The 14,756-nt window shown below is 37.8% G+C and carries 15 protein-coding genes and 1 other RNA gene; all 16 read left to right on the forward strand.

The window, feature by feature from the left end; translation table 11 throughout:
• Window positions 1-144 precede the first annotated feature (144 nt).
• The 16 genes from HMPREF9075_RS07455 (at window position 145) to HMPREF9075_RS07525 (ending at window position 14,756) form a co-directional block, all read left to right on the forward strand.
• A complete protein-coding gene (locus HMPREF9075_RS07455) occupies window positions 145-987 on the forward strand; it encodes a transketolase (protein ID WP_009415904.1) in 843 nt (280 codons plus the stop codon).
• A gap of 49 nt (window positions 988-1,036) precedes the next feature.
• Window positions 1,037-1,516, forward strand: a complete 480-nt coding sequence (locus HMPREF9075_RS07460) for a hypothetical protein (RefSeq protein WP_009415905.1) — start codon at window positions 1,037-1,039, stop codon at window positions 1,514-1,516.
• Window positions 1,517-1,527: 11 nt separating this feature from the next.
• Window positions 1,528-1,832, forward strand: an RNA gene (rnpB, locus tag HMPREF9075_RS12630) — RNase P RNA component class A.
• A gap of 128 nt (window positions 1,833-1,960) precedes the next feature.
• Complete coding sequence (locus HMPREF9075_RS07465; protein ID WP_009415906.1) at window positions 1,961-2,164, forward strand: hypothetical protein; 204 nt, start codon at window positions 1,961-1,963, stop codon at window positions 2,162-2,164.
• A 206-nt stretch (window positions 2,165-2,370) separates the two neighbouring features.
• Window positions 2,371-2,577: a hypothetical protein gene (locus HMPREF9075_RS07470; protein ID WP_009415907.1), complete on the forward strand. Its 207-nt coding sequence runs from the start codon at window positions 2,371-2,373 to the stop codon at window positions 2,575-2,577.
• Between the two features lie 12 nt (window positions 2,578-2,589).
• The gene (locus tag HMPREF9075_RS07475; protein WP_009415908.1) at window positions 2,590-2,994 is read left to right on the forward strand and encodes a protein-export chaperone SecB; all 405 of its coding nucleotides are present in this window, start codon (window positions 2,590-2,592) and stop codon (window positions 2,992-2,994) included.
• A 1-nt stretch (window position 2,995) separates the two neighbouring features.
• Window positions 2,996-3,550 (forward strand): hypothetical protein, encoded by a 555-nt coding sequence (locus tag HMPREF9075_RS07480; RefSeq protein ID WP_009415909.1) that lies wholly within the window; start codon window positions 2,996-2,998, stop codon window positions 3,548-3,550.
• A gap of 81 nt (window positions 3,551-3,631) precedes the next feature.
• The gene (locus tag HMPREF9075_RS07485) at window positions 3,632-5,929 is read left to right on the forward strand and encodes an outer membrane beta-barrel protein (RefSeq protein WP_009415910.1); all 2,298 of its coding nucleotides are present in this window, start codon (window positions 3,632-3,634) and stop codon (window positions 5,927-5,929) included.
• Window positions 5,930-6,002: 73 nt separating this feature from the next.
• Window positions 6,003-7,175 carry an AIR synthase related protein gene (locus HMPREF9075_RS07490; RefSeq protein ID WP_009415911.1) on the forward strand — a complete coding sequence of 391 codons (1,173 nt, stop codon included), beginning with the start codon at window positions 6,003-6,005 and terminating at the stop codon, window positions 7,173-7,175.
• Complete coding sequence (locus tag HMPREF9075_RS07495; protein ID WP_009415912.1) at window positions 7,156-8,415, forward strand: hypothetical protein; 1,260 nt, start codon at window positions 7,156-7,158, stop codon at window positions 8,413-8,415. The genes HMPREF9075_RS07490 and HMPREF9075_RS07495 overlap by 20 nt, the downstream gene beginning before the upstream one ends.
• 65 nt (window positions 8,416-8,480) lie before the next feature.
• A complete protein-coding gene (locus tag HMPREF9075_RS07500; RefSeq protein WP_009415913.1) occupies window positions 8,481-9,833 on the forward strand; it encodes a peptidylprolyl isomerase in 1,353 nt (450 codons plus the stop codon).
• A 2-nt stretch (window positions 9,834-9,835) separates the two neighbouring features.
• Window positions 9,836-10,600 carry an alpha/beta fold hydrolase gene (locus HMPREF9075_RS07505; protein ID WP_034557181.1) on the forward strand — a complete coding sequence of 255 codons (765 nt, stop codon included), beginning with the start codon at window positions 9,836-9,838 and terminating at the stop codon, window positions 10,598-10,600.
• 12 nt (window positions 10,601-10,612) lie between these two features.
• Window positions 10,613-11,344 (forward strand): peptidylprolyl isomerase, encoded by a 732-nt coding sequence (locus HMPREF9075_RS07510; protein ID WP_009415915.1) that lies wholly within the window; start codon window positions 10,613-10,615, stop codon window positions 11,342-11,344.
• Window positions 11,345-11,350: 6 nt separating this feature from the next.
• Window positions 11,351-12,457 (forward strand): lipid-A-disaccharide synthase, encoded by a 1,107-nt coding sequence (gene lpxB, locus HMPREF9075_RS07515; protein ID WP_009415916.1) that lies wholly within the window; start codon window positions 11,351-11,353, stop codon window positions 12,455-12,457.
• Window positions 12,454-13,257, forward strand: coding sequence for a rhomboid family intramembrane serine protease (locus HMPREF9075_RS07520; protein ID WP_009415917.1), 804 nt, complete (start codon window positions 12,454-12,456; stop codon window positions 13,255-13,257). Before lpxB ends, HMPREF9075_RS07520 begins: the two co-directional genes overlap by 4 nt.
• A gap of 101 nt (window positions 13,258-13,358) precedes the next feature.
• Window positions 13,359-14,756, forward strand: coding sequence for a thioredoxin-like domain-containing protein (locus tag HMPREF9075_RS07525; RefSeq protein ID WP_009415918.1), 1,398 nt, complete (start codon window positions 13,359-13,361; stop codon window positions 14,754-14,756).

Consider the following 14,756-nt stretch of genomic DNA (forward strand, 5'->3'; position numbering starts at 1 on the left):
TCCTTCGCTCATCCTTCGCTGAAGGTTCGGTGAGGCAATTTTGAATTTTGAATTGGCATTTTACTATTTCTGTTGAAAAAAGAGTTGCATTTATAAAAGAAAGTTGTACCTTTGTGGCATCAAATTATAAAACAATAAGAAACGATGAATACCCAACAACTTACTGACCTTACTACCCAAGTGCGTAGGGATATATTGCGAATGGTACACAAAGTAAATTCCGGACACCCTGGAGGCTCTTTGGGCTGCGCTGAGTTCTTAGTATGCCTATACAACGAGGTGATGGATATTAAACTGCCTTTTAGTATGGAGGGCAAAGATGAAGACCTTTTCTTCCTTTCTAACGGACATATTTCGCCTGTATTCTACAGTGTACTGGCTCGTAGAGGCTTTTTCCCAGTGGAAGAACTCAATACTTTCCGCTTGCTTAATTCGCGCTTGCAAGGGCACCCTACACCTCACGAAGGGTTGGAAGGCATACGTATAGCTTCAGGCTCTTTGGGACAAGGGCTTTCGGTAGCTATAGGGGCGGCTTTGGCTAAGAAACTAAACGGCGATAAGCATTTGGTTTATACTCTACACGGTGATGGCGAGCTACAGGAAGGACAGATATGGGAGGCGGCAATGTACGCTGGTGGCAAAGGGGTGGATAACCTCATCGCTACGGTTGATTACAACCAAAAACAGATTGATGGTCCTACCGATAAGGTACTGCCTTTGGGTAACCTTCGCGCTAAATGGGAAGCCTTTGGTTGGCAGGTAATTGACATTGAAAAGGGTAATGATATTAGTGCTATCTTGAAAGGTTTGGCTGAAGCTAAAGCACTGACTGGCAAGGGGAAACCTGTTTGTATTTTGCTACATACCGAAATGGGTAATGGTGTAGATTTTATGATGGGTACTCACGCTTGGCACGGCAAGGCTCCTAATGACGAGCAATTAGCGAAAGCTTTGGCACAGAATGCTGAGACGTTGGGAGATTATTAATTAGGAAATTAGAAAATTAGCAAATTAGGGAATTAGCAAATTAATATTTATGACTGAAATTACTGAAAGATTAGCTGATAGTGAAGAAAAGGAAGAGCTATCAGCTTTGAAAGAAAAAGCTATTGACTTACTAAAAGAGAACAATTTTACTTGTGATGAAAGCAATCCTAAAGAAGTAGCTACTTCTTTGAGGCATTTTATTGATGCTTATAAAGAGCAAAAAGTTACTGCTAATACCTTAGCATACGACAAGGTTGATTTAGCTTATGGTTTAGGAGAATTATTTGCTAATGCGGTAATGAATTTTTATCAATGGGAGTATTTCTATCTTGATAAAGGGAATGACCACGGAGGTTTTGCAGTGGTAAATCCTAACAAAAAATGGTATATTTTTGTTCATCATTATCTTTACGACTTGCTTTTTGATGAAGAAAAAGAAAATAACCTATTGTTAAACTTTAATATGCTTAATCCAAGCGAGTTAAAGCCTTACGAAAAACCACATATTAATTATATGGGGTTAAGTTAAGAATTATAAAAAGAGCAAATCAGCTTATCGCTACAGAAGTAGAGGAAAGTCTGGACACCACAGAGCATCATAGCGGGTAACGCCCGTCCGCCGCGAGGTGAGGACAAGTGCAACAGAAAGGATGTATGGGTAATGCCATAGTGAAATCAGGTAAACTCTATGAGGTGCAACGCCGCGTAAACCAGCGTTTGAGGGTTGCTCGCCCGATGTTGGAGGGTAGGCGGTTAGAGCTAATGAGTAATCATTAGCCGAGATAAATGATAAGCACTTATCAGCAATGATAAGAACAGAATCCGGCTTATGATTTGCTCTTTTATTTTTATAGAATATTTATAGTGTAGGGATGAAGAAAAAAATAGTTAAAAATTTGTTAATTATATAGAGAAGTTGTACCTTTGCCTCAAAATCAATAACCAACTTAGTAAATAGAAAAAAAGAATAATTATGACAGCAGAAGAAAAAAAGGATTTGGAAAAATATTTGTGGGATAAATTTAAAATAAATGTACATTTTACAGAGTTTTCAACAAAAAAATACGATCCTATTAAGAATTCTTTTCCTAAAAAACTAGCTGAAGCGAATGCAATGCTGAAAAAAATGCGTTTTCCTGAAGGTTTTTTTGACCAAAAAGAAAGTGCTGGCATTTAGTGCTTGGCTTTACAAAAAACAAACTATAAATCTTTACAAAAAATAATCATAATTGCTTAATTAATAATTTTTTATGTATAAAACATAAAGTATTATATTAAAAAAACGTTATATTTTTTTTGATATTTAAACGAAAAGTTATACCTTTGCACTCACTAAAGTATATACTTAGGCTTATTATATTATAACCTTTAATTATTTGGATTATGGCATCAAACCTTTTAGAAGAATTGAAACAGTATTTTGAAAATACTCCAAGAGAACAGATTTTAGAAGATTGGGAAAGAACCAAAGAATATGAAGGTGTAGGGCTCACTGCAGATGAGTTTTTAACTTCTGTATATTCCCAAAGAGTCAAAATTGTTACTAATATATATAGCCCGAGTTTTTCTTCGGGCTTTTTCTTTAATTAAAAACATAGAATTATGCAACCAGCATCTTTTTCAATTATCAATTACCAGTTTGATGAGGTATATATCAACCTTCATAATTACAAGGAAGGTGATTTAGGTATTCTTTTCACTACGAAAGGTATTTTTCAAAAAGATAAAAAGATATTTGAACTTATTTTTTCGATTTCTTTACAACAAGAAAATACAGAGCCTTTTGTGCGTATAAATTGTAAAGGACTCTTTGAGTTTAAAAATGTAGAAACTATTAATGATATTCCCGATTTCTTCTACAAAAATAGTATAGCTATTTTATTCCCTTATGTACGAGCTTATATAAGTTTAGTTACTACTCAAGCTAATGTTCCTGGAATCATCCTTCCGACTTATAATTTATCGGGTTTAGAAGAAGAACTACGAAATAATACCACAGAAGCATAAAATGAAACTGAGAAAAGCCTATCAAACTCTTGAAAACAGAAATAACCCAGACGAAATAGAGGAGAAAGGACCTTTTTTATGTAGTCATAAAAATGCTTGGTTAGGTAAAGGCTATTATTTTTGGGATTCTTTTATTGAAAATGCACATTGGTGGGGACAGAAAGGAGCTTGTTATAAAAACGGATATATCATTTGTGAGTCTACTTTTGAATTAGATGAAGATAAGTGTTTCAATTTAATAGATAATCCTGAACATCTTGAATTATTTGACTTTACGAAAGAAACCTTAATAAAACAACAAATTCATAACAATCCTGTTGTTCCACGTGTCATAGAATTTCTAAAACAACGAGAAAGCTTTAAGTATGAAGCCATTAGAGCAAATGGTATCAATAGTAAAAATGAAAACAGAACTCCTTTTAAAGCAAATCGCCCTCATCAGTATTTAGAACTATCTCCTGCTATACAAATATGTTTTCTTACTAAGGAAGCTCTTAATAGAAAAGGTTTTAAAATTGTATATCCTGAAGAGTACGCAGAGGGATATGTAGTATAAAAACTCTTTATCTCTACCTCTATTCCAACCTTTAAAAAAATATTTCGTTTATATAAATGAAAATTAAAATTAACAAAACCAATGAAAAAAATTATTTTATCACTGCTATTAGCAGCAACCACCAGTGCCTTTGCACAATCTTCTTTCAAAGGTACTCTCGTAAGCACTGACCAAAAACCTGTAAGTGCTGCCAATATTATCCTTATAACGCTTCCTGATTCTACTCTTGTAAAAGGGGCTATTAGCGATGCTAAGGGTGTTTTTGAATTGCCTAATACGGCAGAGCATAAGAAAATCATTATTAAAATTACTCATTTGGAGTATGAGCCTAAGATACTTACTCCCTCACAATCGCAGTTGGGCACTATTGAGCTCACTCCTGCTACTAATCAGTTGGGCGAAGTAGTGCTAACCGCTCGCCGTCCTATTATTGAGCAGAAAGGTACACGCATCAGTACTAATGTGGCGCAATCTTCCTTGCAAAACTTACCTCGTGCTGAGATGCTTATCAACTTCCTGCCTGGGGTTAGCACTTCCTACACGGGGGGTGGTTTTGAGGTTTTTGGCAAAGGTAACCCTATTTTCTTTATCAATAACAGACGCGTACGTAACCTTGATGATGTGTATCACCTTTCGCCTAAAGACATTGAAAGCATAGAACTTGAAACCCAACCAGGTGCTGAACACGATAATAGCGTGGGGGCTGTGATTTATATCAAACTGAAAAAGAAACAAGGCGATGGACTTAGTGGCTCTATTGAAAACGAAGAATACTTCCGCAAAAACGGGCTACACAATAATAGTTGGGCAAATTTGAATTATCGCTCGGGAAAAACTGATCTCTTCTTAAACATAGGTGCATATAACAACTTCAAAAATCATTTTTACCGCAATAATGAGTTGCAAACTTTCACTACCCCTCACCAATGGCGTGTAACTACCAATGAAGTAAGCGATAACAATGATAAAAGTGCTGAGGTGAAGGTAGGTTTTTCACACGATTTTTCTGACAAACACGCTATTGGAGCAAGTGTGTGGGGAGGTATAACGCCTTATTCTGGGCACGCTTATACCCAGCAAGAAACAGCCACTTACCGAAATAATGCTATTATTGCTAAAGGACTGAATGAATACGACCAATTCAACCAAAACAAAGACCTCAATGCAAATGCTTATTACGAAGGAAAACTTACTGATAAACTCAAACTGCAAACTGATATTGACTATATAGGGCAACGTTCTAACAACCAAACCGACATAATAGAACACAACTTGCTCACTTCTTCGGCACAAAAAGTGCACAAACATCAAGAGGCTTCTTCTAATTGGTGGAACTTAAAAGCTACTTTTTTACAACAAATAGGCAAAGGTGCCCTCAACTACGGAACGGAACTTAGTAACCAATACCGCAAAGAAACCTACAATGATAACGCTCTCACTACTCCCGATATTAAAAATACCGAAGTGCGTTCGGCAGGATTTGCAAGTTGGGCATATCCTTTAGGCAAAATAAGTACTAAAGTGGGATTGCGTTATGAATACGCTGATTTTGGCTATTATGAAAATCAACAAAAAAGTGAGGTGAAAAGCCGAATTTATCGCCATTGGTTGCCTAATGTGTCTGTCGCTTTTCCTTGGGATAAAACACAATTCACCCTCAGCTATGTGCGCAAAATAAAACGACCTGCCTTCTACGAGCTTAGCGATTATAGTGCCTATTCTTCTCCTTTCTTGTACGATAGGGGTAATCCTTACATAATACCCCAACTCAATGACGAATGGACTGCCTTGGCTACCTATGGTCCTATTTCGGCTTCGCTGATGTACGGACATATACGCAACGCTATTCACAATGATTATTCGCTTTCGGCAATAAACCCTAATGTGATTGAAAAAACAATTCGTAATTATGACCATTACAGCTTGCTAAAAGGGGTGCTGAATGCACAAATGCAAATAGGCAAATGGATGCCCAAACTAACGCTTACTTACTACAAGCCTTTTGCTAAAGATGTATTACCTACTAGTGAAGCTGCTTTTTCAGCTGAATTGATGAACCAAATAGCACTTAACGACAAATGGTTGGTATTGGCACTTTTCAATTACGTTAGTAAAGGTACAGAACGAGAGTATTATATGTATGAACAACGCAGTGGGGTGCATTTGTTTGTAGCCCGTATGCTGTTCAATCAATCGCTTACTATATATGGAGGGGTAATGGACGCTTTTAATCAGCTGAACAATCACAGTGAGTTTCGCAATCCCTACATAATGAGTAGGCAGTCTAAAAACTACGAGAATTACTGCATCAAAGTGGGGATTGATTATAATTTCAATACCACCCAAAATAGATATAAAGGGCACAGCGTTAATAATTAAATCTTGAATTTTGGTTTTAGTGTATTTTTTTGTAATTTTGCGGTTTGAAAGTTACAAATAAATAATTAAAACGATGGAAGTGAGCAAACGCTATGCACAACGGGGAGTTTCGGCTGCTAAAGACGAGGTGCATAAAGCTATCAAAAATATAGATAAGGGATTGTTTCCGAAGGCATTTTGCAAGATTGTACCCGATATGCTTACAGGTGATGACAACTATTGCCTTGTGATGCACGCTGATGGGGCTGGTACAAAATCATCTTTGGCATATATGTATTGGAAAACAACTGGCGACCTGAGTGTGTGGAAAGGAATTGCTCAAGACGCTCTGATTATGAATATTGACGACCTGCTGTGTGTGGGTGCTGTGGATAATATTATGCTATCTTCCACCATAGGGCGCAATAAAAACCTTATTCCTGCGGAAGTAATTTCGGCAATCATTAATGGTACTGAGGAACTTATAGCAGAGTTGGCAGCTCACGGGGTGCATATTCACTCTACGGGCGGGGAGACTGCTGATGTGGGAGATTTGGTACGCACTATTATTGTCGATTCGACTGTAACGGCGCGTATACACCGCAGTAAGGTGATTGATAATGCGAACATCAAAGCAGGAAATGTGATTGTAGGCTTGGCTTCGTACGGGCAAGCTACTTACGAAACGGCATACAATGGCGGTATGGGTAGCAATGGACTTACTTCGGCAAGGCACGATGTATTTGCTAAGGAATTGGCAAATCGTTTTCCTGAAAGTTTTGACCCTTCAGTACCTGAAGAATTGGTATATGCGGGTACTAAACAACTGACCGATAGAGTAGAGGGGAGTCCGTTGGATGCTGGTAAATTAGTGCTTTCGCCTACACGTACTTATGCACCTATCATCAAGAAAATTTTAGAAAAATACGACAATACCCAAATAAATGGTATGGTGCATTGTAGCGGAGGGGCACAGACAAAAATACTACATTTTATTGAAAATCTGCACATTGTAAAAGATAACTTATTTGCTGTACCGCCGTTATTTCAATTGATACAACAAGAGTCGGGGACAGAATGGAAGGAGATGTACCAAGTGTTCAACTGTGGGCATCGTATGGAGTTGTATGTAGATGAGACGATAGCTAATGATTTGATAGCTATTTCGGAGAGCTTTGGTGTGCCTGCCCAAGTGATAGGACGCGTAGAGGTTTCGGATAAAAAACGCCTGACTATAAAGAGTGAGTATGGCACTTTTGAATACTAAATTGGATATACGTACCGATGTAAAATGGGCATTTACTTACTTTGCAATAGTAGTATTGTTGGGGATATTTATGCGTTCGGCAACGGTGGTAGCCTATCCTTTTACTTTTAATTATCGGAATATAGTACATACTCATTCGCATTTGGCGTTATTAGGCTGGGTGTATGGGTTACTTTCGGCACTATTGGTGCGAACATTTATTCGTTTTCCTCAAAAGAATATTGATGAGGTAGGTGAGAACTCTTGGGGTATTCGCATCGTAAATAGGCGGCTTTTTAACTATCGGTTGCTGTTTTACATCACACAGTTTTCGGTATTAGGAATGCTTTTTAGTTTTCCTTTTCAGGGCTATGGAGCGGTGTCTATCAGTTTTTCATCGGTATTTATTATATGTACTTATATTTTTGCAAGATTTTATTTTAAACATTCTGAAAAAGATGTTTCGTTGCTGAAAAGAGCGGTAAAAGGGGAAGATTTTGTAAAAATGGGGGTATTTTACCTTGTATTATCAAGTATAGGGATTTGGTTGATGCCTGTAATGATTGTGAAATTTGGCAAATACTCTGATATGTATATGTGTGCTATTGCCTTTTTTTTGCACTTTCAGTACAACGGCTGGATGCTAAGTAGCCTGATGGGGCTTTTTATAAAGAAATACGGTTGGGCAGAACGTTATCCTCAGTTGCTAAAAAAAGTATTTATAGGTTTTCATATAGGTATTATTGGCACGTTATTTGTTTCGTGGTTGGGGTACTTTGGTTATTCCATTTACTATGTAGTGGGGGCAGTTTCGGCACTTATGTGGTTGGCAGCGGTGTGTGTGATAGGGTATTTGTACTTGAAACACAAAGAACGAACACTTTTGGCAAGTATTTTTATAGGAGCTTTTGCCGTAAAAGTGTTGTTGATGCTCATTGGAACCCTGCCTGTGCTTACGCAGTATCTTTTTACTAATATGGATTTGCTGATAACCTACTTGCACTTCAATTTTTTGGGAATTATCACCATCGGGCTGTTCTTGTTTTTGGAAGAAGTATATAAGGTAAATCGCTATTTGCTTTATATATATTTGTTTGCATTTTTTAGTACCGAATTGCTGATAGCCTATAAAGGATTTGCAATTGTGTTTCAGTATCCTATACTTACAGAGTTATACGATTGGCTTTTTATAGCGACCGCCTTGTTTTACTTACCAGCCATAGGTTGGCGCATAGGGTGTTATAAAATAAAATATATATAAAATTGCATTTGTAGAATAATAGTATTACTTTTGCAACCTATTAAAAGGAGAAGAACAATAAACTTATGAATAGAACAAAGATTTTCACATTTTTGGGAATGTTATTGGCTACTACGGTAGTTTTTGGACAAACGAGCCGCAAAAAAGTAGACGGAGTAGCTGCTGTAGTGGGCGATTATTTGATATTGGAGTCGGATATAGATAAAGCATATATAGATTTGCGCCAGCAGGAGGTGGATACTAAAGATATATCGCGCTGCCAGATGCTTGGCAAGCTGATGGAGGACAAGCTATATGCACACCAAGCCGTGCAGGATAGTATTAAACTTACGGATGCTGAGATACGCGACCAAGTGAACCAACGTATTGAGTTTTTGACAGCTCAATTAGGGGGAGATATTAAAAAACTATTGGAGTTTTATAAAAAAGATGATGAGCAGGCTATGCGCGATGAGCTTTTCAACCTCTTGAAGGTGAATACACTTGCCCAACGAATGAAGCAACAGGTGGTGAAAGATGTGGAAGTAACCCCTGAAGAGGTGCGCAACTTTTTTAATGCTATTCCTGCCGATGAACGTCCGCATTTTGGTACAGAATTAGAGATAGCACAGATAGTGGTAAACCCAGTAGCACCCCCAAGTGCTGTACAAAAGGTAATAGACCAGCTGAACGACATAAAAAAAGATGTGGAAGAGGAGGGGATGAGTTTTGCTACTAAGGCAATACTTTATTCACAAGACAGAGCGACTGGAGGACAAGTACTTACATTCAATAGAAATTCGGCTTTTGACAAAGCATTTAAAGAGGTAGCTTTTACCCTACAAGAAGGGGAAATATCAAAGCCTTTTGAGTCGAGTTTTGGGTGGCATATTATTCAGATGGATAAAATAAGAGGGAAAGAGGTGAGTGTACGCCATATTTTGATAATGCCTGATATACCTGATGAAGCTTTGAATGAGGCTAAAGAGAAAATAGCAAAAATACGCGACCGCATTGTAAATAAAGAATTAACTTTTGACGAGGCAGCTCGTAACTTTTCTGACGAAAAAGAGACCCGCAATGATGGAGGACAGCTCATAAACCCTGAAGACTTATCTACACGCTTTGAGCTGACACGTATAGAACCGTCCCTTTATGCGCGTATATCAGACCTAAAAGACAATGAAGTATCTGTACCATTCTTGGATGAAGACCGCACGGGCAAGAAAAGTTATAGAATTTACCAAATTACTAATCGTATAGAGGAACACCAAGCGGATTTTGTGAAGGATTACGTAAAGATACAAGACTTGGCACTAAAAGAAAAACAGCTAAAAGCTATTAGTAAATGGCTGAAAGAACACATTGAAAAAACTTATATAGCAGTAAAAGGCGAGTACAGAAAGTGTGAATTTTCTAACAATTGGCTAAAAAAATAGCGATGGAAGTTTCATCATATTATACATTACAAGGCGATAAAAATGCAAAAACGATAGTATTTTTGCACGGATTTTTGGAAGATAGCACTGTGTGGCAATCACTTGCCGAAAAACTATCGGGCGAGCACCAAGTGCTTTGTATAGACTTATTGGGGCACGGCAAAACGCCTGTAATAGCTGAGGTACATACTATGGAGCTAATGGCAGCAGCAGTGCGCGATGTGCTACAAAAAGAGGGTGTTAGCCGCTGTAGCTTGGTGGGGCACTCTATGGGGGGATATGTGGCACTTGCTTTTGCAGAATTGTATCCTGAAATGGTGGAGGGGCTCGCCCTAATGAACTCTACTACACTTCCTGACAGTGAAGAAAAAAAGAAAAATAGGGATAGGGTATTGAAGATTATACCTACGCAGAAAGAACTATTTGTGAGAGCTGCGGTAACGAACCTATTTAGTACTGAAAATCAGGTGGTGATGAAGGACGCCTTGGAAAAATTGGTAGCTATAGGAATGGCAACCAACAATGAGGGGATAAAAGCGGCTTCGCTGGGGATGAAGGTACGTTTAGACCGTACGATAGTATTTGAACAATTGGCGGCAAAAAAACATATATTTATAGGGGCTAATGATGCACTCATTCCTGCGGATAGCTTAGTAGCACTGGCAAATAGTGCAGGGGCTACCTATTCACTTCTTTCGGGTGGGCATTTATCGTATATAGAAAATGAGGCAGAAACGCTGGAAGCGTTGTTGGCATTTACTTGTTAGTGAAAAATAATTATGGCAAAATATTGGGGAATAGGGCTGGGGGTGCTTATGCTAGTGGCTTGTAGTGGAAATGAGACGTCACAAAAAAAGACCACAACTACAACCACAGTAGCGGAGACAGTAACACCTACCACCAACGAAAAAGATAAAGAGGCTAAAACAGATGAAGCGGAGGGTAGTGTGCTTAGCAAGACACTCACTACCGATTCGGCAATACCTTTTTTGTACGAATACGAAAAACAACATAAAGAACGCTATGTGCGTATTATTACCGATTACGGAAATATAGATATAGAGCTTTTTAACGAAACGCCTTACCATAGGGCGAATTTTATTTTTTTGACAAAGCAGCATTATTTTGACGGTACGGTATTTCACAGAGTAGTGAAGGATTTTGTGATACAAGGGGGAAATTCGGAAAGTTGGAAAATAAGCAGACGCCGAGCTGCAATAGGTTCGTACCTACTGCCTCCTGACACAAAAAAAGGATTTAAGCACCACCGAGGGATTGTATCGATGCCGAGTAGCGATATAGACAATCCGCACCAATTTGCATCGCCTTATGAGTTTTTTATAGTGGTGCAAAAGCCAGGAGCGTATCACTTAGACGGGCATTATACGGCTTTTGGCAAGGTGATAGCAGGAATGGAGGTTGCGGATAAAATTAATCAGGTGGAGACAGAAGGCAGGGACAATTGGCCTAAACGAGATATAAAGATGAAGGTTGTTATTCTCAATAAATAGCGAGCAATGAAATACTACATCATAGCAGGAGAAGCTTCGGGTGATTTGCATGGGGCTAACCTGATGAAAGAACTATACAAAAAAGACTCCAAGGCAGAGATTCGCTGTTGGGGGGGCGACCAAATGCAGCGGGCAGGAGGCACGCTGGTGAAGCACTACCGAGACCTTGCTTTTATGGGTTTTTGGGAGGTGCTTGCTAACTTGCGCACTATTTTGAAAAATATAGACTTCTGCAAAAAAGATATTATTGCTTTTGCGCCTGATGTGCTTATTTTTATAGATTACCCAGGTTTCAATATGCGGATAGCTAAATGGGCAAAACAGCAGCATATCCCGACACATTACTATATTTCGCCACAAATATGGGCGTGGAAAGAGAACCGCATAAAATCTATAAAGCGAGATGTGGATGCGATGTACGTAATACTGCCTTTTGAGAAGGAGTTTTACGAGCAAAAACACCAATATAAGGTGCATTTTGTGGGGCACCCGCTCCTTGATGCTATAGGGCAACGAGAAGAAGTGAATGAAGAAGCCTTTAGAGAAGCTAATGGATTGGACAAACGCCCTATCATAGCACTGCTGCCAGGCAGTAGGAAGCAAGAAATAGCCAAGATGCTAAAAGTAATGCTAACGGTAGTAGATGATTTTCACGAATATCAGTTTGTAATAGCAGGGGCACCAGCGATAGATTACAGTTTTTATGAGCAATTTATCTGCAATGAAAACGTGCATTTTGTGAGTGGCAAGACTTATGACCTGCTATCACTATCATATGCAGCTTTGGTAACAAGTGGTACAGCTACTTTGGAAACGGCACTACTGAATGTGCCAGAGGTGGTGTGCTACAAAGGGAATAGAATTTCATACGAAATAGCAAAACGCGTTATTAAGCTGAAATATATATCGTTAGTAAACTTAATAATGGACAAGCCTGTGGTTACAGAGCTTATACAAGGAGATTTGACGACTGAAAATTTGAAAAAGGAATTGCACAAGCTCACAACCTATGTGCATAGATATGAAGTTTTTAAAAACTATGTATTGTTGCGGGAAAAATTGGGAGGCAAAGGAGCGAGTGAAAAAACAGCGGCTTTAATTATAGGAGAATGAAGAGAGATATTTATTGGCAACAGATGAACCTTAATCTATCGGATAGGCTTATACTGCTAATAAGTGGGGTATTTTTATTAGGGAAAGTGTTTGTAGCTATGGAGCTCATTGAGGTAGAGACACTGAATCGTTGGCTTTGCTTGTCTGAAGATTTTTCTTTATTTGTGAAACGACCATTTACCATACTCACCTATGCCTTTTATCACGTGAGTTTTGAGCATTTTTTAGGCAATATGCTTTTTTTATTTTTTATAGGGCGTATATGGTTTCATTTTTTGGAATGGAAGCGTTTTTGGGAGGTGTTTTTGGTGGGTATAATTACAGGAGGTGTGTTGTTTTTGGGAAAGGGATATTTCTTCTGGGAGGCCACCGAACACACGATGTTGTTGGGTACATCGGGGGGCATAATGAGTTTGCTGGCTTATATGGCAATAAAAATGCCACGACATAAGGTAAATTTATTCACGCTAAGCATACCATTAATTTACTTGTTTGTAGGGGTAATGGTGCTGGATATGTTTAATTTTACAGAAAACCCAGGAGGTAAAATAGCTCATTTGGGAGGAGCTATGGGTGGGCTTATTTATGCTCTATTAAGTAGGTATAATGTTGCCTTGCGAAAAATATTTTTAAATGATAAAGAAGCAGCTATAGAGAAAAAAAAGGCTATAGCAGCTGAACAACAAAGGATAAAACAGCTAAAGGTTAATAAATTATTAGAGAAAATAGGAGTGAGTGGTTATGACAGTTTGACGGATGCCGAGAAGAAGTTTTTGTTTGAAGCGAGTAGGGATAGGTAGTTATTAAATATTTAACATTCCATTAACATTTCATTAACATTGGTTTGTGAGATTTTTTTGTATCTTTGCAGAAAGTTGAATGATAATTGATTTAATGACAGATGAGAAAACTATTGCTTATAATTTTATTGTTCCTATTTTCTTGTAATAGGAAAGGTGAGGACAATACGGTTTTGCGAGGATTTTTTCCTAACGCAAAGGATATGCAAGTAACGCTATATGCTGATGATGTTCCTATAGATACGGCTTATTTGACCAAGGATAAGAAATTCATATTTAATATGAAGTTATTTGAGAGTAAGCTTTACAATTTTGAGATAGATAAGAATTATCAGTATGTGTTTTTAGAACCTAAAGATAGTTTGGTGGTGTATGCCAATGCTTTTAGGTTTGCAGAGAGTATTTCATTTTCGGGCAAAGGGGCAGGCGTAAATAATTTTATTATATTGCAAGCGAGTGAGTTTGACACTCAAGAGAGCTTGTTTAAGGCATACCACAGATTGCCACCTGTTATTTATAAACGAGTAATGGATTCTATTTGCCTACAAAAGCAAAAGGAATACAATAATTTTGTAAAAAATAATCCTAGATTATCAGCACGAGCAAGAGATTTGGCACTAGTGAGTGCTACATTTCCTATTTACAAAGAGATGGAGATATATCCGTTTGTATATCAAGATGTAGATGGAAGTGCTATAACAGATCGTTTGCCTGCTAATTTTTACGATTATAGAAAGCGAATTAATTACAATAATACTTTTTTGGAGTATTTTCGTCCGTATTACAGCTATATGGTGATGTATGTGAATAATCTTGCTTTTACGAAATATACTCGTGATAGGCAAACGCTGGTGGATGTGAGTAGGGAGCTTGGATTTCATTTAGAGAAAATAAAGATTATAGATAGCTTGTTTAGTAAAGGGAGCTTGCGAGATAATTTGTACAGGAATGCTGCCTATGCTTATGTGTTTAACATTCAGGGACATATACCTTATAAGGATTACTTTGATAAATTTGCAGCGTATAACAAAGATAATAAGCACAAAGCAGAACTTGATAAGGTTTTTGGGAATGTAGTAGCCTTGCAAGCAGGGAAGATACCGCCGGACTTTGATTTGATAGATACAAAGGGAGAGCCTACAAAATTTTCGCAGATACAGAGGCAGGAGGTAACGATTTACTATTTTTGGTCGGTGAGCCAACAAGAACTTTCTAATCTTATATTTGATAGGATAGCGCAATTAAAACAGTTGTTTCCTAATGTAAAGTTTGTAGGGATAGATATAGGGCAAGACAAGCACCAATGGCGTAAGCAAATAGAGCGTACTAAATGGACAGACCAATATCACTCTATCAACTTTATGGATTTATCACAGAAGTTTTTAATCAACAATATCAATAAATCATTGATTATAGATAAAAATGGGCGAATTATATCGGCATTTGAAGATATTTTTAGTCCTAACTTAGAAAAGATATTATTGCTAAAAGAATCATAA

The organism is Capnocytophaga sp. oral taxon 332 str. F0381, assembly GCF_000318275.2.
In the GTDB taxonomy this organism is placed as follows: domain Bacteria; phylum Bacteroidota; class Bacteroidia; order Flavobacteriales; family Flavobacteriaceae; genus Capnocytophaga; species Capnocytophaga bilenii.